Genomic DNA, 19,829 nt, shown 5'->3' on the forward strand with positions numbered 1-19,829 from the left:
ATTTAGGATCGTCCAAAGTAAGATGTTAAAATACGTCCAATGTATTCGATGTGTGCAGGACCAAGCCCCGGGTAAACGCCAATCCAAAAGGCGCGAAGCATAACGGCGTCGGTGTTTACCAGATCGTTTACAATACGAAACTTGCAATTCCGCATGTAGGGTTGTTTGGTCAAATTTCCGCCAAAAAGAAGGCGTGTGCCAATCTTGTGATCATTGAGAAAACGTAATAAAGATTCTCGATCAACCCCAGCATCAGAATGCAACAACAGCAAACAGCCAAACCAGGATGGAAGGGAGTGGAGTGTCGCGCGTGGCAGAAGCAGAATGTCGGTTAGCGGTTTCAATGCCTCAAGCAGTAAATCCATGTTCCTTCGTCTGGTTTCGACAAAGGCCTCAATCTTTTCAAGTTGCGCAAGACCAATGGCGGCCTGCATATCTGTTATTTTTAAATTATATCCAAGATGGGAGTAGACATATTTATGATCGTATCCTGGAGGAAGATCCCCGAAGGTTTTTTCAAAACGGCATCCGCAAGTATTGTCCTTCCCGGTTGGACACCAGCAATCGCGCCCCCAGTCACGAAATGACGTAACTAATTTTGCAAGTTTTCGATCATTTGTGACAACAGCACCGCCTTCACCCATTGTAATATGGTGGGCAGGATAAAAACTAAATGAGGCGAGATGGCCAAAAGATCCTACTCGGTGGCTCTTGGCTGGAGTGCACGAAGGCTTTGAAATCCCTTCCGAGAGATCATATTCAGCTCCCAAAGCATCACAGCAATCCTCTATTACCCAGAGATCGTATTTTTGTGCGAATGTTAAAACAGCGTTTATGTCAAAAGGATTTCCAAGGGTATGGGCAATCATAATAGCGCGAGTACGATCGGATTTGGCTGCTTCAAGTTGCGTGGCAGCTATATTGTAGGTTGCCAATTCGATATCGACAAATACCGGAACCATACCCAACTGTATAATCGGATTTATCGTCGTCGGAAACCCTGCCGCAACTGTAATGACTTCATCGCCAGGTTGTAAAGCTTTTTCACCTAATTGTGGTGAAGTCAAAGCAGCAAGACATAGCAGGTTGGATGAAGAGCCTGAGTTGGTTGTAATCGCGTGTTTTACTCCGACATATGCAGCGAATTTTGTTTCGAAGGCATCGTTATAGCGTCCGCTAGTCAACCAAAAGTCTAATGAAGAATCTACAAGTGCGCGCATTTCTTCGGAGCCAAAGCACCGCCCGGCAACGGGAACTGCCGTTGCGCCAAGCACAAATTCCTGTGGGGCATGAGCAAAATCCGTGTATGCATCGACTGTTGTTGCTGTCCTTGCACGCAACAGAGAATCAATCATTTTCTTTGAAAATTTCCAGGAAACTGTACAAATTTTAGGATCAATACGTGTGGAAGTCGCGATGTCAACCGAACAAAGAGAAAGGCCTGCATCGGGATCGTCGGTGGCAAACGTCAGTGGCATACCTTCATCTGCCAAGGGACAACCAATCACTACAGTTCCCAAATAGACAATTACGTAGCGTTTACCTAAATAATCTACGACACATCCAACAGAAAGCCTAGATGAGCTTGTCATAAAATTCTATTTGCTCCTCGATTATATGTCTTAAGTGGAGTGAATCTGCCTCATTGTAATAACTCTTGTACCAATGTACAGTCATATTTACGCTTTGTTGGAAAGAAAGTCTTGGAGCCCAATCAAGTTCGATGTGAGCCTTGGAGATGTCAAGTTTGAGCCAACGAGCTTCATGCAACTGATGTTCTGACTCAACAGTCCATTTCCCCTCTCCCCAACTGCAGGCTAATGATTCCACCAGTTGGCCCACTGTAACTATTTCCTGGCCCGTTGGTCCGAAATTCCATCCACCGGACCAGCGTTTTGGATCCGAGATCAAACATGCGCCAAGTTTCAAGTAGCCAGACAAGGGTTCCAAGACATGCTGCCACGGGCGTACCGCTTCGGGGTGGCGCAGGATAACCTTTTCGCCCCGATGGAACGCAACAATGCAGTCGGGGACGAGTCGGTCTAAACCCCAGTCCCCGCCGCCGATGACATTGCCTGCGCGGGCGGATGCCAGTCCCAGGAGGCGGCCTCCCCTATCGTCGGAACCAAAAAACGAGCGATAGTAGGCCTTGGCCGCGAGCTCGGCACATCCCTTCGAGGCCGAGTAGGGATCATGTCCTCCCATCGGATCGTCCTCGCGATACCCCCAGACCCATTCGCGATTTTCATAACACTTGTCGCTTGTGACATTGACGATGGCCCGGACGGAGGGGCATCGTCTTGCTGCCTCTAGTACGCGCAGGGTTCCAAGGACGTTTGTCTCGAAAGTTTCTATCGGTTCCGCATAAGAAAGGCGGACAAGAGGCTGCGCTGCCAAGTGGAAAACAAAGTTGGGTTGGTATCGCTGAAAAGTGTCGTCAATGGATCGCTGGTCCCTGATATCGCCTTGGACATGAACGATATCAGACGCGATTCCCGCAACATCAAAAAGGCAAGGAGTGCTTGGGGTGCCAACGGAATAACCGACGACATTTGCGCCAAGTTTTCGGAGCCACAAAGAAAGCCACGAGCCTTTGAAACCAGTGTGCCCTGTAATCAGGACCGTAGCGCCATCGTATGATTTTAACATGCCACATCCCAACAACGCCAAGGTGCTTTTCCTTGTGACCACAGATCTTCGAGCAAATTCTTATCGCGCAAGGTATCCATGGCGTGCCAAAAGCCATGGTGTTTATAAGCCGCCATCTGGCCGTCCTTAGCCAAGCGTTCCATCGGTTCATTTTCCCAGACTATCCGATCATTGGCAATGTAATCGATTACCTTGGGCGACAATACGAAGAAACCTCCGTTGATCCAGGATATATCTCCTTCAGGTTTTTCCTTGAACGAAGCAATCCGTTCATTTTCTAAAGAAACAATTCCGTAACGACCAGGAGGTCTGACCGTGGTTACTGTGGCTAACAATCCTTGTCGTTTGTGAAAATCAATTAATTTCGCAATATCAATGTCTGCCAAGCCGTCGCCATAAGTAAAGCAGAAAGATTCTTCACCATCAAGCAGGTGTGCGACGCGTTTAAGCCGACCGCCCGTCATTGAATTCATGCCTGTATCAATTAATGTAACTTTCCATGGTTCACAATTGTTTTTATGAACTTCAATTTCATTTGTAATCATATTAAACGTGATGTCAGAATTATGAAGGTAATAGTTAGCAAAATACTCTTTAATTATATATGCCTTGTATCCTAGGCAAATTATAAAGTCATTAACGCCGTAGTGAGAGTAACACTTCATAATATGCCAAAGAATGGGTTTGTCACCAATCTCAACCATGGGTTTTGGACGAAGCAGCGTTTCTTCAGAAAGTCTCGTGCCAAATCCCCCTGCCAAAATTACGGCCTTCATGGTAACTCCATAGACTAAAAAATGTTAAGATAGAATTTGTAAACACTATCCAAAATATACCAACAGATTGGAGCGGTAGGGTATGCAATAGTTGCCTTGTTCCGGCCTGAGTCGCAGAATCCTTGAGAGAATGAAATCATACCTTATCGGGGACAGGCCTGACTTCCTCGCCCAGATCAGCCAGCGTTTCACGAACTTCTTGCCCCAGCCAACGCTGGGGTAATTCTGACTTGCCGGCATTCTACGGACCGGTGAATTCTTGAGGGTGGCTCCTGGGTTTGAGTTGTTGCCGTCCGTCTATGCAAAGCCCCCGGCGTCATTTTGCCGAGGCTCGACTGCGGACGCACCTCGTTGTAAGTCCGGCGTCCGTCCTCCATGACCACCTTGGCTTCCATCCGGGAGCGAAACCACTCCATGGACAGATATTCGTCCCGGAATTTGCCGTCGAAGCTTTCGACTATCCCGTTTTGCCAGGGTTCACCGGGATCGATCAGGGCAACTTCGGGCCCTTGATGCGCCCCCCAGCGCATAGCGCCTTGGAGACAAACTCCGGAGCGTTGTCCCAACGCAGGAGCCGCGTTCACCCACCAGGCGCGACAGGACTTCGATAACCCGGTTTGACCTAATGCTCCCGGCAACGTCAATAGCCAGACACTCCCTCGTATACTCGTCAATGCTCGGAAGACTTTTGCGTTGCTGTCCATTGGCGCAGGTGTCATACGACGAAATCATTGGCCCAGACTTCATTGGCTCCTGACGGCAATTGCAGCCGAGGCCGCGAGTGCGCCACACGTTTGCGTGGCCGCTTTCGAGGCACCTGTAACCCCGCCTTTTGCCAGAGCCGCAACGCCTTGTCGGGCCCCATGGCGTGCCCCAACTGCTCCATGGCCGCCTGGAGCGGACCATCCCGAACCTCGAGACGCGACGCATAGCCAATCTTCGAGGGGGAACGGAAAAAAACGCACACGCCTTGCGCTACGACAATCCGCGCGCTGCGCAAACAACACCTGCCGGTGCCTGGCGGGTGCGCCTCCCTTTTTTGCGGCGGACTTCCTTCATGACCTCGATCTCGAGGTCCCGTTCGGCCAGAGCCGTTTGAGTCGGGTGTTCTCCTGTTCCAGGTGGCGCAGACGTTCGACGTCTGCGGCGTTCATGCCGCTGAAACGGTGCCGCCAGTCATAGATCGTCTGCCCGCCCACGTCGTGGCGTTTGGCCACCGGGGCTAGCGGAGTAGTCGCGATGTTCCTGCCGGCGGACCTTGTCCACGGCCTAGCCCGCGTGCTGCATGATGTGGAAGCGATCGTGGACGATCTTGTGCGCCGCACAGGGCTCGTGTTTGATCTCGGCCTTAAAGTATGGTTCCATTTGTCCATGGCCGTCCACCCGAGAAGACCGTGGCCGGTCACCTCTCCACGGGAAATTCCAAAAAGCATTTTATTTAAATCCAATTTTTGTCAAAAGATTTCTAAAAGTTTCATAAATAAATTCCCAATCCATGTCGTAATTCGATCTATTTTTTATTAAACTTGTATGTTCTTCGTCATATATTATTGATTCTCTGGGGACATAGATCGCCGGAATGATTCCTTCGCGATTATAATCCCAAACATTTAATTCATGTTTTCCAGGGATGCTTAAGGTGGCTGTGTTCGCATATGCAACGCCAGGCTTATTCGCAACCCATTTATACTTTGTCATTCCAGAGCCCATTGGTGCAATAAATGCGTCACAAAAATGACACCAAGTAATACTTTCATGCATTTTACATCCAACGCCATTGTGAACGATTCCAGGTGGAGTATTTTCTAAAATTTTGGCGGCCATTTCAAGTTCATTATCCATTGACATCCAGTGATGTGTCCATCCATATGCATTATTTGTAGAATCGGTCATGCCATCAATGATGAAGTGGATTCGCGGGTAATGCTTTTGCAGGTTTATAATTAAATCTATAAAGCCACTACATTGGCTTATCCAGGATCGATTCCCAAGTCGTAGTGTAAGCAGAATAAGCGGCCAAGCAGTATGTCTGACTTGTCTAGCTTTTTCTAAAAACTCAAGAGAGCATGTAGCAATGCTGTGATCAACAATTTTTCTCGACAAACTAGCTCTAATATAATTGTCTTTGATGAAAATTGGCATCGCATGGTTGTTTACTATAAAATCAAAAATTTCATTTTCATCATTAACTCGTACGTTTTTGCTGAAAAAAAATTCGTTTTTGTATAAGTCGCCGATAAAGCCAAACCAGTTTGTTTTGTTGTATGTTACATAGTATTCTATATTGTGAAAGCAAGATACATCAAATAATGTTCCATAAGCAGAATAAACATTGTATAGAGCATGGCCGAGGTGTGGAAATAAAGGTTCAATTGTAGCTATCGGTTGGTTGTCAGAATTGAAAACAAGGTGGTCATAAACATTTTGAATATTGCTTAGTGTATTATAAAGCAATTTTAATAAAACTTCTTGTAGTTTTTCGTAGCAAGTGATCTTGCCATCAAAAAGCATTATATTATGATCTATAAAGAAATAAGCTGAATCACAAACAGCAAATAATGCATGTGAATTTTGTAATATTAAACATGAATTTAGTTCGTTACAATATAAAAATGTTTCAAAGCCAATGCTTTTTTTTGTAGAAGTAGCACAGCCAGAAAAAGGACAAAGGACCGGTTTTTCATGTGTTTTTAATATATAAAATGCTTCTGACATTCTGTCGCAAATCGGATCCGTCAGTAATTTAGATGCATCAAAATCGTATGCATCCAAGATATATTGTAGAACTTTTGATGGTCCCTTTGAAAATAATTTTAAAAAATAACCTGATATCCCTAAGGATTTCAAGTTGTCAATATCGTGATCTGTGGCGTGTTTGATATCTATGTATTTTACGTATTTCGCTATATAGAGTTTTAGCAAAAACAGTATCGGTGTATGAAGTGACTTGATTGAATCGAATTTATGTTGATTATGGGATGAACAGCTTTTGGTGATAAATAATAATCTTAAGGTATTAAGAGTTTTTTCAAGCTCATGGGAGATGATGGTATCTGAAGCAAGTATATCGAGATTCTGCGGTGATAATTCTGTCGATTTTAGGAGAGAGAGGTAGACCCAAGCTGGTTGTTTTCTGTCTACTTTTATCGAATTATAAAAATAATGAAATGCCATTTCATTATTTGAACTTCTAATCTCCGCCGTCCCTGCCAAGCGAAGAATAAGTGGATGGTCCGGATAAAATTCCAGTCCCGATGCCAATAGACGTAAACATTCTTCATTGTTTCCGTTGTGTAAATAATAATTTCCTAGAATGTCAAAAAGGTAAACGGGTTGTTTATTGTTGAAAATAAATGATAACTGGAAATGATTCGCTGATTTTTCAATATCTCCAAGCCTGTTGAGGGCTACGCCAAGTTGTCTATGTATCTCTGCATAAATTCGTGTTTCTTCTCCGTTATTATTGGAAGCCGCATTTGTTATAAAAAAAGAACTGAGCGCATAAATACTTTTCTCGTTCTGCGTGCTGCCATTTGATGAATGTGTAGCAGAAGAAGGTAGTTCGATAGCTTTGTCTAAATAATTATAAGCATTATCATATTCTTCTTTGTTAAGAAGGAACGAAATGTGTTTGAAAGACTGCATATTCATATCCAGCTCACATTGTCTTCAGGGTTCAACTACTGAAAACTGAGAAATCGAGCACTTCATAGCGGAAGGTCCGATTGAGTCTTGAGGTGATCCGGGTTGGTTGGACAGGTTGGCGGCGCAGTTAAGCTCTAGTCCGTTTGGTGCTCATGCCGCCTTTGGGGCCGACTGTCCCTCATAGTATACGTCCATGGGGCGGCGATTGTCAAAAGCCGCATGCGGTCGCTGCTCATTGTAGAAGCGGAACCAGTTTCCAAGGGCTTGTCGGGCCTGGCTGCCGGTTTCGAACTCTCGCAGGTAAACGCACTCCCATTTCAACGAGCGCCACAGCCGCTCAATATAGACATTGTTCATCCAACGGCCCTTTGCATCCATGGAGATGGAGACACCGGCATCCTTATCCACAGCCAATTCACCGCTCTTGGCGTGGGGTTCGCGGATTTTCGTGGCGGCATCCTTCTGCACGGTCGCCGCCTGCCCGGAAAAGGCCGCAACCATACTTTCCTTGGGCCGACGCTTCCAACCGGTGATCTGCGTCGGATGCACGTCGTACTTGCTTGCCAGTTCGGCCAAGGTCGACTCCCCGTGCAGGGCCTCAAGCGCCAATTTCGTCTTGAACTCCGCTGAAAACTTTTGTCGCTTGGAAATCGAAACCGTCCTCCCTCGTTGGGGACTGGAGCTTAACAGGCTTGTCCAATTTCTTGCGACCACCTCATCCGCTTGTGGTTTCAAGTGGCTGCAGCCTGCGAATCAGCGAGAACTGCTTGGCGAAGGCGCTCTGCGGAAATCACTCGGCCAGGTCGAAAAGCGTTTCGTTCCTTTGGCATCCTCGGGAGTCTTGGGCTCATAGCCATCCGCAGACCTGTTCAGGCTAAATGCACAGCAGGCTCTCCGAAGAAACTGCACCTGCTCGATGTGAACGTCGTGATCGACTCTCGCTTGTCATCTGACCTTACAACTTCTTTGCGAATGCATCCTTTGGAGCCTGATTCTTCAGGCGCAACTCGGTAAACATCTGTTCCAAACTGCCGTGTTCGGCTTCCTTGAGCATCATGACAATCAGTGACACCGCGAATCGAGGTTTTTCCATCGCGCCTTCCTGAGACGGAGTTGCCAAAAATCTCAACTCTTCGCGGGCCATTTTGAAATCGAGGGTTACAGAAGAGCTGCATGTAAGAGTTTCTTATTTTGTTCCAAAAGCGAAATTTCTTCTTGACGCACAAAATAGGAGACCATAAAAGATAGAAAAATAACTTTTCAGTCTGGAGGGGTTATGAAAAAGATTTTTATTTCCATCACATTAGCGTGTGCCCTGATTGCCTTTTCCGTTAATGCGGGAATGGCGAACGTTGCCGCAAATGGAGCGACCATTGTCAAAACCGGCGTCGTGGGAACCTATACATATGTCGTTTTTACCCTTTCGGGTTCCTCTACCGAAATATGGATGACCATTCCGTCGGGTGATTCTTTTAACCCCATGCTGGCCACGGCCTTGTCCGCTCAGAGTTCCGGGAGAAGCGTGCGTCTTGTTGCATCCTCTACGTTTGCCAATTGGCAGCCCCTGTTAGGTATCATGATGGAAAACTGATTGTTGGTCAACTGCGGTGAACGCACTTGCTTGAGGGACCAATGTTTTAAAAGATGTTTTGGCTGTCGTGTGAAGTCTATTTGTAAGCGTTTAAAGTGGCCCTTCGCCTTCTGAGTTTTCTGTCATGGGAAGCCCCACAGGGGGACGAGCATGACAGTATCAGCAACAGAGCCGCTTACCAAGAATACAGCGTATTGGGCTGGCATATCACGGTTTGCAACGCAGGGGGCATGCTGTCGGCAGCATGCCCTTTCCCAGAGGTCGCGGAACTATTGGCGGACGCGGCTGACAAAAGCCAGCGGGAAGGATGCTGCGCAATCCGTCACCATCGTTCCAGTGGCACTGCCTGCACCGCCCCAGGGGGTCATTGCAACACCGAAACCGATCCTGGTGCATGGGGGTGACAACTTCCGGATTGAGATACGGGGCAACTTTTCCGTGGCGGTATTTGAGAAACTCATTCGCACGCTGGCGCGCCTATAATGTTTCCGGTAAACGACGGCCGGGGTTCCCCAGCCCTGGGGGCCACGGACATGTGCAAGGCCATCGATGGCTTGTCCCTCCGGGGCTGGCAGCAGTTGTAACTTGATCCGTTCGCCGGCCACATGTTTGGCTTTTGCAAGAGCATCCGGTTCCAGAACCTGATCATCTCCGGGCCGAAGTCCGAGAAAAAGCCCCGCATCGGCCAGGAGCAGCAGCTTTCTCTGTTCGACGAAGCCGAACAGACCGTGGAGGAGCGCAACCGCAGAATTTCGAGGAGGCCTGCACTCCGGCCCACACCCGCGGCGAACGCGATCGCCGACCCATTCCCGCTGATCTGCCCAGGATTCCGGTCGTCCACGACCTGCCCTTGCGGCGCGGTCCTGGTGCGCATCGGCGAGGAAGTCAGCGAGAAGCTCGACATTGTGCCTGCCAAAATCCAGGTCGTCCGCCACATCCGGCCCCAGTAAGCCTGACAGACCTGCGAAGGCGCGGAAGACCACGAGCTGACGGTGAAAACCGGGTTCATGCCGCCCTGGATCTGAGCGGCAAGCTCTACGACGTGGAGCGCCAAGCCAAAAAGCAAAAGCCTCGCCGCCCTGCGGGCGAAAAAGTCCAGGCCGATCCTGGAAAGCTTAAGGTGCTGCTCGATGCCCGCGTCGCCAGCACGCCGCCTAAGAGTCTGCTTGGCAAAACCCTTAACTCTGCCCTCAAGCAGTGGGACCGGTTGGTCGTCTATCTTGAGGATGGCCGGCTGAGACCGGATACCAATCTTGCCGAAGACGCCATCCGTCCCTTTGCCGTGGGTCGCAAGAACTGGCTCTTTTCCTGCCACCCGCGCGGCGCCGACGTCTCGGCCACCATTTCCTCCCTCATCGAGTCAGCCAAGGCAAATGGCCTGGAGTCGTACCGCGATCTGTGGCACCTCTTTGAGCTTTTGGCGGCCGCAACCACCGATACCCAACGCAAGGCGCTCCTAGCCCAATATCTCGATCCCTGTTCCATAATCATCTCTGCCTGAGCTCCTGCAGCGTTCCTCTCGACCTGACAAGATGCGCCATATTAGGCGTTTACGTTTATTTAATGCAGCACCGCATGATTTTTCTCTGGGCAACGGACGTTTTTTCAAGTATAATAATTTTTAAAAGATCAGGTACTCCAATCTTAGGAAGGCTTCTCTTCTTGATTCCAACAGATACGCCGCGACCTCTGCCGTGTGATCCGAAAGGGTTCGACCGTTTCGGCAAATTTGGCTTTGGTGTTCAATTCATCAAATGGTCCGCAAGGCAGAATGCAGGAAGTTTTTATCCTTGGGTCGTTGTCCACTTCGAAGGATCGTCGTCATGCCACCGATTGTGTCGGCAGTATGATGATTTTGTTGCGGTAAGAGTATGCAATATAGAGCTAAGCATGCAACATGCTTCAGGCTTTGCTTGTTGCAATACTTGAACTAATGTTGAGCAATTGCGTGATGTCGTCAGCTGTGTAGCAAGTTTCCTGATTTTTGTGCTCTTTTATTGTAACGGATAATCATGTAAGGGATTTATGATGAGCAACCATAATGATGTTATCCCCGCGCGAAACAATGAAGAGTGGGAAAGTGCAAAGCAGCAAGAATATTCTTTTTGGAATGAATGGTTTAAAACGCGTGGGTTGGAATGGCCTGAGAAGTACCTTGAAAGAATGGATCCCGACACCATATTCCCTCAAAATTTAGTAAATTTGCTTCCTTCAAATACCAAATCGATCGATGTCCTTGATGTAAATGCCGGCCCTTTGACGGTATTAGGAAAGAAAAGCGACGGCAAAGATATTTGTATTACTGCAACAGATAGTTATGCTGATATATATGATGAAATAATTGCTAAGTATGGTGTCACCCCTCTTGTTAGAACACTAAAAGTTGATCCAGAAGAAGTGGCGGAGTATTTCAAAGATAAGCAGTTCGATTTAATATATACGAGAACTGCTTTGGATTGCTGTTATGACCCTGTTGCAACATTGGGAGCATTTTGTAAAATTTTAAAGGTACATGGTGTGATAATTGTTTATACATTCTTGAATGATCTTTCAAAGAATATCTTTACGAGTAAGCCTCGGTTTGCTTTTAATTACGATGACAAAGGAATTTATTTTATAGATGGCGATAAAAAAAAATATATTGAAGATTTTTTGCCTAGTAATGTGATTTTTGAATATGAAATTACGGGGGAAGATAAGAAGGCCCTACAATTATCCATACGTTACCGTCCAAAAATTGAGGCTATCCAGGGCTATGATAAATATATCTCTTTAGGTAACAATTGTGAAGTCTCGTTCCAGATCCGCAGGCTTCTTGGCTGGGATGTCGCTTATTATTTTAATTGGCTTATTACACCTTTGGATTCATTGATACGTATTATTTCTAATGATTTTTCTGATAGCCTTAAAATCGAAAAATTACGTCTTGATTTTTCTTCCGAGATGGTTGTCGATACCATGTATAACATTTCTTATCATTTTCCATTTCAGCATATATCTTTTGATGGTTCGATACAAAAGTTTCTTGACCATGTTCATCGTGAACTCCAATCAAAAATGAACTATTTAAGGAATAGGTTCTATCAAATTTGCAATTCCGAACATAATGTGCTTTATATCATTAAGGCCGATGACAGTGATGCTAAAGCGAAAATTATTAATTTTCAGGCAATGTTAAAAAAGAAATTCCCTGCTCATAAATTTGACATTCTTGTTATTATGCGAGATGATGCTTTTGAAAATAAAGGCGACTGGAATATCCCGGGGATATTTAATCGATACGTTTCTTTTTTTGCACCATGCGATCAAGCAGACAAAGCAGATGAGAAGAATTGGGATTCCCTCTTTCAAGAATTTTCTCTAAAACCTGGTGCTATGAAATCTGCTTTATAGCGAGTATTGGTATGATATCGAAGGATGCAATTTCGGCTATTATGCCGTTGGCTGAGTTTAATTATGGCGTGAATATTTCTCAAGACCACAGTTTTTTGTATTTTGAGAATCCTAAATGTGCATGTGGCACGATTAAAGCTTCATTGCAGATGCATGTTGCAAACGCAAAGGGAGAAACCTTGGCGTTCGATAGTACCAAGCGTCTTCATGACAAATCTCAATCTCTTTTGAAAAGCCCTGACGAAATACCTCATGGTTTATTTCAAGAAATGTTACAATCGAATTCTGTTTTTATCTTTTCGTTTGTTCGGAATCCATATCAAAGAGCGTTATCCTGCTATTTAGATAAAATGCAAGACCCTTGGTATTGTGCTAAGCTTGGTCTTTCGCATTTCAATGGCATGCCACCTTTTGTGGAGTTTCTTAAAGCAATTCAAAGGCAGCATATTTATGAGATGGACCCACACTGGAGAGTACAAACATATCAAATATTTTATAATTTTATTAATTATGATTTCATAGGTCGTTTTGAAAAACTGGCGGAAGATTTGCCGCATGTTTTAAAAAAAATATTTCGCGAAGTTTCTTTTGGGACTCTTCCTCATTTTGGAAAGGGATCCACTAAACAACATACTCAATATTTTACTGCTGAAGCCGTTAAATGCATTCAAGACATATACATGGAAGATTTTATCAATTTTAACTACCCGCTATAGTACTCCTCCCTTTATTCTAATTCCAAAAGATATGCTGCGATCTCTGGCGGTGTGATCCGAAATGATTCGATTGTTCCGGGAATTTGGCCTTTGCTACTCAATGCAACCGGCGCCCTAGGGGACGGACTCCCGAAAGACGCGACATTTTGTCATCTTCTCAACGTCAAACAAGCTCCCGCGTCGCCTATGGCCGCTGCTTCCACCGGATAAAGTTTCCAGTGTTGCGAAAACGGCTGTATCTGTTTCCTGGATTTTTCGACAACTTACCACCAAGTTATCTTCCTCGATACGTCGCTGTCGAGTTTTGCGGCACTGTTCTTGACGGAAAGAAAATTAACAAATGATAGCTGAGCAATGTTAAGATGTGACTGGAGTTATCGATTGAGTTTTCACGATATGTATGTTGCTAAATTATAAAAATCGATACAGCCTTCTGAGTTGTCGCGTTTGTGTATAAGATTGCTTTGGTGCTGTGAATTTATATATTTTCTCCCTTGTAAATGTGTTGTTATAATGTAATTTGCCTTGATATGTTAAAGACCTTAAACTGGTAAGTCGCTACAGGATTGGTTCTCTTTGTCAAAAAGTACTTCCATTCGCGATATTCGGCTTGCCTGCTGGCAAGACACTCAACCCGAAACCCAGGGCCGATGCGGCAAGGTGTACGCCGTACCTTTTCAGGGATAAGCAAAAGGTACGCGCTCACGGGATAACAGCATCTGAATCTAATCCAGGTTCGGAGACCGAGATTGAAAAGCGGTCGGCATCGCACCGACCGCACCGGGAAGGTGCGCCTTGCCTGAATTCTGCATGTCTGGCACAAACTGCGGATGCGTTCGACCCGGTCGCTACATTCACCGGCCGTACCGAGACTTTTCTTGCGCCAGAGCACCCCGAAGCGCAACGTCGCACTCCGTGAGGTTGTTCTTCGGCTTAACGCCGGATTCCTGGAGGAATAACCACGAATGCTCCCTCTCATGTCCCAGGCGACGGACCAACGCGCTCCTCGCGACCTTGGCGATGTCATCGTAATGTGACTTGATGGCTTGAGTGACCCGATGAATGATTTTCTGCATACCGCCCTGGCTGATGGGCAGGCCAAAGACGGACATGAGGTCGTCGTACACAGCGCGACGCCTGTCCCTATGGATGCCGCGAAGCTCGGCGATGTTGGCCGAAAGCCGTGGTCCAAAGCCCGTGCGTTTCTCTGGCGGGACCAGAGCCCTGACCAACCGGCCGTACCGAGCGCAACAGCCTCGGTAAAGGGTGATGTGTTCTCCATCGAGCCTGGCTTCGGGAATCTCGATGTGTTGATGGATGCGGGAGGGCTCGGGGGCAATCAGGTCGTGGCGGCCACATGCACACGGACCGGGATGGAGTTCTGTCATTTCAGTGGGCTGTAGACACAGCGGACGGACGACGTTGCGTTTCTCGCGAGGTTCAGCTCTTTGGGGCTTCGCTGGCCTACGGGTGAATGGGCTCTCGGATGTCGGATGCTTGCTGGAATTAGCGAGCGGAATTCTGGTTGAGCTTGGCCTGGAGTGCTTCAATTTGGCAGAGGCCATGGCGTAATTCATTTGAAAAAAATGAGCATTTCATAGAAAATATCCAGAAGGTGCACAGTTGTTTGAAATTCCTTCGATTATTCACGCTGCTCGCCACGCTACATTTGCCCGACATCATGAAGTAAAAGGCGTATTGTCGCACGAATGGTCTGAAGCTTACGAAATCTGCAGTCTGTTTTTGAAAAGGAAGAATTATGAATAGATGTACGCGATTTTTTCCTGGTGCCGATGGGAGTGCTACTGTCGGGGCAATCCCCTGCTATTTTATTTTTTTGATTTTATTTAATATCTCTGTGGTTTTTTGGAGTGTTGCCCCCCCAGTTTTCGCCGAAAATGTTTCTTTATCCTGTAACAAGATGACATATGGGCGTTGTTTAAATATCCTTACCGAACTATTTCATGTTTCGTTTGTTGTCCCAGAATCACTCTCATCAAAGATGATAGATGTCTCGGTTAATGCCCCTGACGCCCTTGCTGCGGTCAAACAGGTTACGGAGGCTCTGGGCATTCCGAATTTCGCCGTCCTTGCGGATGCGACGACGGGCGGGATCACCGTCAGCTTTCCCGGCATGGTCGAAACTCCCGCACCCAAGGCGCCACAGGCAGACGCCGTTCAGGGAAAAACCGAAACGCCTCCTGGCGCGTCCAGTGATGATACGCCTCTTTTCGAGGGAGGGCCTACGCCTCGCCAACTCGACCATGCGGCTGCGGTCCAGGCCTTGCAACCTGTGGACCCGGATGCCCCCTTGGGGCTGGGCGAGATCGACGGCGAACCCTTGACGCTGCGAAAATTGGAAGAAATTCAAAAGAAAGCCGGTCCGTTACCGAAAGTCGTCTCGACGCCTGACATGAATATCACGACCGAGGAACTTGAGAAAACTTTGGAGCGCAACAAACCAAAGCCGACGGACTATCAAATCGTGCCGGAGATTTCCGATGCCGACAAGGACAAGCCGACTTTCGAGCAGCTCAAGAAAAATAACGAGTCGGGACGCAAGGCCATTGAGGATACCAAAAGACTGACACCGCAGCAGGTCATAGAACAGAGCAATATGAAATAATATTGTCCTGATTCGCGCTTTTCACTCGTTCGAGAGGTTTGTTTGGTGTGCACCCTTTTCAGATTCATTGTCCGAGAAGACCACGTCCGTTAACTAAGCGAGCTGATCATGAATGAACTCATTACGTCCATTGCACCAAAGCTGCTCGTAGCCAGTGACGATATGTCCGTTGCAGAGATGTTTTGCCGCGGCAGTTCCCTGATTATTCTCGGAGTGGAACTCGCAGATGGAGTGCCGCATCTCCGTTATCAGGAGCAATTGTTTCCATTGACGCCGACCGCTGAACAACCGGCCTTCCTGCATAGAATCCTGGGGTTGGCGGTTTTCAGCGACGCCGCACGCCCGCTGATGGAACAGGCGCGCGAGGCCGTGACCACGGCGATGCCGGGAGAGGAATTTCCGCTTTTCAGTCCAGCCGCGGACCAGGGCGACGTCGCGCAAGCCTTCTCCGCCTGGCTCTTCAACATCCTGGATAAGCATGGCGCCGCGGCGGCCCGAAGGACGACCGGGTTGCAACGGGAACTGGCCCTGTTGCGTTCCCAGTACGAAACGCTCCAGGACAGTTTTCAGGAAGTGGAGCGTTTCTTCCAACAATTGTTCGTGCAGCCGGTGGTCGCCTTCACGAACCCGCCGAACGGGGCCGCGTTGTCCGCGCCCGCGCAGGTCCCCCTTGGGGGAGGGGTCACCCAGGAACTGCCGCTGCCCTCCCGCGGTCTGGCCGGCGTCGTCTTGCATGTCGCAAAGGTTTCCCCGAAAGCAAGCGGTACCCTCGGCGTCCATCTTTTTGCGCGCGAACTGTCCCGGGTCCTGGAATCCTGGCTTATCCCCTTCGCGGCATTGCGCCCCGGCTGGGTGCCGCTGCTGCTCCATCGCGCCCTGGCCGGGCGTCCCGAACTGACGTTGCAGCTTGGCGTCACGTGGCAGCCCGACACCTCCAAGGCATCGCCGTCCCTGTCGCTTGGCGCCATGCATCCCACGGCCGCGGCCTGCGCGACCATCATCGGATCCGATGTCCAGCCCCGCAGGGGCCTGGCCCTGCGCCTGCTGACCTCCATGCCGGGGCAGCCCGTGCACGCGATGCCCGGGGCCATCTTTCCCACGCCTGTCGCCGCGGATCAGGACATGGTGCTGCCTCGCTGGATCTTCGAACATGTCGAGGAAGTCTCGCCGCCCGTTGAAGGGCTCAACTGGAAAGTCGTCGATTATATCGCGGATGAGATGAACCTGCTGCTCCACCCGCTGGAGGATCACCCCACGGTCGCCCGTCTTTCTTTCACCTGCCCGGCCGGCATCCGTGCCATCACCATGCAGGCCAAGACCTGCCACGCCAAGGGCCCGTCCATTGAATACGCCCTGGCGGTGCTGGATGCCGATCAGCCCTTTGAGCCGTATTTCTACGGGAATGTTCCAGCGGGCGATTCCTTCTCGGGTTGGCAAGTGGGCACGCCCATGGTTCCCCTCAATGTCAGCGTCAATTTCGGAGCGCCCACCTGGACTCCCCGGCATATCTATATGGGAACCCGGCTCGCCAAGGGGCAGACCAGCGACTACGCATGGGCGCGCATTCAGGGCATCGTGCTTTCCCCCCATGATTTGCGCTTGGCGACGGAGGCCAGGTCGTGAGCGCCGTTGCCGGAACCGATCAGCCGCGCCTGGCTGTGGTCATGCCCGTGTACAAGCACAGCGTGCTTGTCGCCGAGGCCATCACCTCCGTATTGGACCAGGATATGGAAGTCCCGTATCTGGTGGTGCTGGTCAACGACGGCTGCCCTTTCCCGGAAACGCATACGCTTTGCTTGGAGTTCGCGCGCGCCTATCCGGAACGCATCCGGTACCTCCGCCGCCGCAACGGCAAGCTTTCCTGCGCGCGCAACACCGGCGTGCGGCATGTCCTGGAGCGCTACCCGTCGGTAGAGTCGTTCTATTTTCTGGACGCCGACAACCGCCTCTGTCCGCCATCCCTCGGCAAGGCGTTCGCCTGTCTGGCCGCGCATCCCGACGCGGACTGGATCTATCCCGATATCGGCATGTTCGGCATGTCCCTGTGCTGCAAATACCCCGGCATCTACTCGCTTCTGCTGCATTCCTTCATGAACTTGTCGGAAGCGGGGAGCATGGTCCGCCGGCGGGTCTTCGAGCACGGCGTCTTTTACGATGAATCCATGCAACTCGGATACGAGGACTGGGATTTTTGGCTTCAGGCCGCACGGTTCGGCTTTCGCGGCATGCACCTGCCGGATTTCGGCTTTCTCTATCGCAAGCGTCCCGAAAGCATGCTGGCCGACTCGTATCGCGATGAAGAGGAAATCCTGGCCTACATCCGGCGCAAGCACAAATGGCTGTATAATCCCCGCAGCATCGTTGCCCTGGAACATTCGGAGGCCCCGCGCTACGCCGTGTTTCTCGCGGACAAGGGGATCTTCAGAATGGTCACGGATCCGACCCGCGACGGTTTCGAATGCGACATAACCGCGTTCGACGAACTGTGCTGGCGTGCGCACTATTGCGCATCCGATATTCGCCTTCCGGCCTTTCTCGTGGTGACCACTTCCGAAAATATGCAACTTTTGGCGGCCAAGAAGCTTATTCATTTTGCATTCTGGCAATTGGAATTCGATTTTGAAAACGAAGCGACACAGTACTCGGCGCTGTCCCATCTGCCAGCCGAGGAAAAACACAGCGTAGAGCTTCGGCGAGGCATGGCAAGCGTAAGCAATATTTCCGATTTCGCGGCAGTCATGTTGCGTATGGATACATTCATCGATGTTATTGCTCGCAAGATGGTTGGCGCAAAAGGGAATTTTGATTTCGAATCCGTTTATCGGAGCATTTGGTGCAACACATTGGTTATGGATGCGCCCGCCGAAGCGTTGCCGCATCAACGCGGGCTCTTTGATCTGATGACGTTGGCTGGAAACTTGCATCGTTCGCGTTGGCGGGACGGCGCATTGCAGAAAAAGAAGATATGGTATAACTGCTGCATGCCTTCCGGAACGACGCTCTATGCATTGGCACGCCAATCGACAGGCCTCAACAAGCCGTTGTACCCGCGAATTCCGGACGGAAGACGGCACATCGGCTACCTGTTGCCTGTCGCCAGCTTCGGCGGTGTGGAAAAAGTCGCCTACAGTGTCGCCCGTGAACTCAAGAAGCACGGCTATGTGCCGCATCTCTTCGTCCTGGGGACGGAACGTATCAAGCTGCCGGAATGGGCCGCCGCCGTTTTTGAAAGCGTCAATCTGTTCCCGTTCGGGGAAACGCAGAAAGGATGGGACGGCGACGGCTACCGTTATTTCGGTTCCGCCTTCCCGAAATGGCAGGGCCAGGGCGACCACCGCCTGGCCGTCGGCCAACTCGCGTGGCTCGACGGCGTGATCAACGAACACTGCGCTCCGGCGCACGCCATCATGGGCGCGTTGCGCCGGCTGGGCCTTTGCACCCTCAACCACATCCATGTCCTGGACTACAGTGTGGTGCAGCGTGAAATGGGGCATCCCATTCTGGGGTTGGCCTATGAAAACGCGTACGAAATGGTGTTGACCGTTTCGCGTCAGATGCGGGACTGGTGCCACGGCATGGGCATTCCGAGCGCCAAGCTGCTGCATGTGCCCAACGGGCCGGGCTATCCCATGACGCCGGAGGAGGTCGCCGCGGCCCTGCAATCGCGGACGCCTCCGGAGGGACGGAGGCTGCGTGTGCTGTACCTGGGGCGCCTCGATGTCCAGAAGGGCTTGAACGATCTGGCGGAATTCGGCCGCCTGGCAAGGGATCCCGGTTCGAATGTCGAGTTTCGCGTGGTTGGCGATTCGATCATGAATACGGAATTCTCCGCGAGCAGCGTGCTGGAGCCGTTCATGGAGCCTGCGGCTTGGAGTGCCGAGGAGCTGACGGCGTTGTACACGTGGGCGGACGTTCTGGTGATGTTTTCGAAGTGGGAGGGCCTTCCTTTGACGATCCTGGAAGCCATGCGACTGGGCGTCGTGGTGTTGTCGCCCAATGTCGGCGCCACGGCCGAAGCCGTGGAGCATGAGGTTACAGGGTTCCTCCTGGGCGAAAATCCCGCTGGGCAGGCTATGGGCATCGTCCAATGGCTGCAGCAGAATCCCCGGCATCTGGAGGCCATGTCCCGCGAGGCCGCGAAACGCATCGGCCAGGCTCCCTGGGAGAATGCCTGTGAGGAACTCGTCGCCCGGTTGGAGCAGGCCATGGCATCGCGAAAACCGAGGCAGGGGACAACCGCGAACGCTTTGTGACGCACCTCCCCGCCGGAGTGCATCCATTTGCTGCGTTTGCGCTTTTCCCATGCTCTTCGCCGAGGCTTCGACTTCAGGCGGGCACGGGCCGAAGGAGGTTGGCAACGGCTGGGTAAAAAAGTCGTTGTAAGGCGGTGCTCTTTCCTCGCGGAAAGGCTCCTTGGCCGACCAATTCCGTTG

At 50.0% G+C, this 19,829-nt stretch carries 16 protein-coding genes and 1 pseudogene; 9 read left to right on the plus strand and 8 right to left on the minus strand.

Annotated features, from left to right (window positions below):
- Positions 1 to 2: 2 nt before the first annotated feature.
- The 7 genes and pseudogenes from rfbH to Q368_RS25900 all read right to left on the minus strand — a co-directional run bounded on the left by rfbH (position 3) and on the right by Q368_RS25900 (position 8,214).
- Positions 3 to 1,592, minus strand: coding sequence for a lipopolysaccharide biosynthesis protein RfbH (gene rfbH, locus Q368_RS23380; protein ID WP_211249789.1), 1,590 nt, complete (start codon positions 1,590 to 1,592; stop codon positions 3 to 5).
- Positions 1,576 to 2,649 (minus strand): CDP-glucose 4,6-dehydratase, encoded by a 1,074-nt coding sequence (gene rfbG / locus Q368_RS23385; protein WP_043786294.1) that lies wholly within the window; start codon positions 2,647 to 2,649, stop codon positions 1,576 to 1,578. Before rfbG ends, rfbH begins: the two co-directional genes overlap by 17 nt.
- On the minus strand, positions 2,643 to 3,425 hold the full coding sequence (rfbF, locus tag Q368_RS24075; RefSeq protein WP_052360252.1) for a glucose-1-phosphate cytidylyltransferase: 783 nt from the start codon (positions 3,423 to 3,425) through the stop codon (positions 2,643 to 2,645). Before rfbF ends, rfbG begins: the two co-directional genes overlap by 7 nt.
- Positions 3,426 to 3,680: 255 nt before the next feature.
- A pseudogene (locus tag Q368_RS24080) lies at positions 3,681 to 4,726 on the minus strand (integrase core domain-containing protein); the annotation flags it as partial.
- 133 nt (positions 4,727 to 4,859) lie between these two features.
- Positions 4,860 to 7,070 carry a tetratricopeptide repeat protein gene (locus tag Q368_RS25895; protein ID WP_156955778.1) on the minus strand — a complete coding sequence of 737 codons (2,211 nt, stop codon included), beginning with the start codon at positions 7,068 to 7,070 and terminating at the stop codon, positions 4,860 to 4,862.
- A 150-nt stretch (positions 7,071 to 7,220) separates the two neighbouring features.
- A complete protein-coding gene (locus Q368_RS27460) occupies positions 7,221 to 7,784 on the minus strand; it encodes an integrase core domain-containing protein (RefSeq protein WP_425423685.1) in 564 nt (187 codons plus the stop codon).
- Between the two features lie 241 nt (positions 7,785 to 8,025).
- Positions 8,026 to 8,214 carry a hypothetical protein gene (locus tag Q368_RS25900; protein WP_156955779.1) on the minus strand — a complete coding sequence of 63 codons (189 nt, stop codon included), beginning with the start codon at positions 8,212 to 8,214 and terminating at the stop codon, positions 8,026 to 8,028.
- A 132-nt stretch (positions 8,215 to 8,346) separates the two neighbouring features.
- Between Q368_RS25900 and Q368_RS0117150 the strand changes: the two genes are divergently transcribed.
- The 6 genes from Q368_RS0117150 to Q368_RS24870 all read left to right on the plus strand — a co-directional run bounded on the left by Q368_RS0117150 (position 8,347) and on the right by Q368_RS24870 (position 12,770).
- Complete coding sequence (locus Q368_RS0117150; protein ID WP_029460270.1) at positions 8,347 to 8,661, plus strand: hypothetical protein; 315 nt, start codon at positions 8,347 to 8,349, stop codon at positions 8,659 to 8,661.
- A 150-nt stretch (positions 8,662 to 8,811) separates the two neighbouring features.
- Positions 8,812 to 9,144: an IS66 family insertion sequence element accessory protein TnpA gene (gene tnpA / locus Q368_RS27465; RefSeq protein WP_084158864.1), complete on the plus strand. Its 333-nt coding sequence runs from the start codon at positions 8,812 to 8,814 to the stop codon at positions 9,142 to 9,144.
- A 122-nt stretch (positions 9,145 to 9,266) separates the two neighbouring features.
- Positions 9,267 to 9,611: an IS66 family transposase zinc-finger binding domain-containing protein gene (locus tag Q368_RS27095; RefSeq protein WP_052360253.1), complete on the plus strand. Its 345-nt coding sequence runs from the start codon at positions 9,267 to 9,269 to the stop codon at positions 9,609 to 9,611.
- A gap of 92 nt (positions 9,612 to 9,703) precedes the next feature.
- Positions 9,704 to 10,162 (plus strand): IS66 family transposase, encoded by a 459-nt coding sequence (locus Q368_RS27100; RefSeq protein ID WP_043786295.1) that lies wholly within the window; start codon positions 9,704 to 9,706, stop codon positions 10,160 to 10,162.
- 527 nt (positions 10,163 to 10,689) lie between these two features.
- Positions 10,690 to 12,054 (plus strand): DUF1796 family putative cysteine peptidase, encoded by a 1,365-nt coding sequence (locus tag Q368_RS24865; RefSeq protein WP_162179660.1) that lies wholly within the window; start codon positions 10,690 to 10,692, stop codon positions 12,052 to 12,054.
- A gap of 11 nt (positions 12,055 to 12,065) precedes the next feature.
- Positions 12,066 to 12,770, plus strand: coding sequence for a sulfotransferase family protein (locus Q368_RS24870; protein ID WP_084158866.1), 705 nt, complete (start codon positions 12,066 to 12,068; stop codon positions 12,768 to 12,770).
- An 854-nt stretch (positions 12,771 to 13,624) separates the two neighbouring features.
- Here Q368_RS24870 and Q368_RS26780 read toward each other — a convergent pair.
- The gene (locus tag Q368_RS26780) at positions 13,625 to 13,897 is read right to left on the minus strand and encodes a hypothetical protein (protein ID WP_029460271.1); all 273 of its coding nucleotides are present in this window, start codon (positions 13,895 to 13,897) and stop codon (positions 13,625 to 13,627) included.
- Positions 13,898 to 14,529: 632 nt separating this feature from the next.
- On the opposite strand from Q368_RS26780, the gene Q368_RS0117170 reads away from it, so the two are divergent.
- From Q368_RS0117170 to Q368_RS0117185, 3 genes are all read left to right on the plus strand, one after another.
- Positions 14,530 to 15,396, plus strand: coding sequence for a hypothetical protein (locus Q368_RS0117170; protein ID WP_156955780.1), 867 nt, complete (start codon positions 14,530 to 14,532; stop codon positions 15,394 to 15,396).
- A 108-nt stretch (positions 15,397 to 15,504) separates the two neighbouring features.
- Positions 15,505 to 17,019 (plus strand): DUF6212 domain-containing protein, encoded by a 1,515-nt coding sequence (locus Q368_RS0117180; protein WP_156955781.1) that lies wholly within the window; start codon positions 15,505 to 15,507, stop codon positions 17,017 to 17,019.
- Positions 17,016 to 19,649, plus strand: coding sequence for a glycosyltransferase (locus Q368_RS0117185; protein ID WP_029460276.1), 2,634 nt, complete (start codon positions 17,016 to 17,018; stop codon positions 19,647 to 19,649). The genes Q368_RS0117180 and Q368_RS0117185 overlap by 4 nt, the downstream gene beginning before the upstream one ends.
- Positions 19,650 to 19,829 lie beyond the last annotated feature (180 nt).

The sequence above is a fragment of the Solidesulfovibrio alcoholivorans DSM 5433 genome (genome assembly GCF_000702665.1).
GTDB lineage: Bacteria > Desulfobacterota > Desulfovibrionia > Desulfovibrionales > Desulfovibrionaceae > Solidesulfovibrio > Solidesulfovibrio alcoholivorans.

Coding starts and splice junctions, on each gene's coding strand:
- rfbH (WP_211249789.1), bottom strand. CDS start 1,592: ATGACAAGCTCATCTAGGCTTTCTGTTGGATGTGTCGTAGATTATTTA.
- Q368_RS25900 (WP_156955779.1), bottom strand. CDS start 8,214: ATGGCCCGCGAAGAGTTGAGATTTTTGGCAACTCCGTCTCAGGAAGGC.
- Q368_RS0117180 (WP_156955781.1), top strand. CDS start 15,505: ATGAATGAACTCATTACGTCCATTGCACCAAAGCTGCTCGTAGCCAGT.
- Q368_RS0117150 (WP_029460270.1), top strand. CDS start 8,347: ATGAAAAAGATTTTTATTTCCATCACATTAGCGTGTGCCCTGATTGCC.
- Q368_RS24870 (WP_084158866.1), top strand. CDS start 12,066: ATGATATCGAAGGATGCAATTTCGGCTATTATGCCGTTGGCTGAGTTT.
- tnpA (WP_084158864.1), top strand. CDS start 8,812: ATGACAGTATCAGCAACAGAGCCGCTTACCAAGAATACAGCGTATTGG.
- Q368_RS25895 (WP_156955778.1), bottom strand. CDS start 7,070: ATGCAGTCTTTCAAACACATTTCGTTCCTTCTTAACAAAGAAGAATAT.
- Q368_RS24865 (WP_162179660.1), top strand. CDS start 10,690: ATGAGCAACCATAATGATGTTATCCCCGCGCGAAACAATGAAGAGTGG.
- Q368_RS27095 (WP_052360253.1), top strand. CDS start 9,267: ATGTTTGGCTTTTGCAAGAGCATCCGGTTCCAGAACCTGATCATCTCC.
- rfbG (WP_043786294.1), bottom strand. CDS start 2,649: ATGTTAAAATCATACGATGGCGCTACGGTCCTGATTACAGGGCACACT.
- Q368_RS0117170 (WP_156955780.1), top strand. CDS start 14,530: ATGAATAGATGTACGCGATTTTTTCCTGGTGCCGATGGGAGTGCTACT.
- rfbF (WP_052360252.1), bottom strand. CDS start 3,425: ATGAAGGCCGTAATTTTGGCAGGGGGATTTGGCACGAGACTTTCTGAA.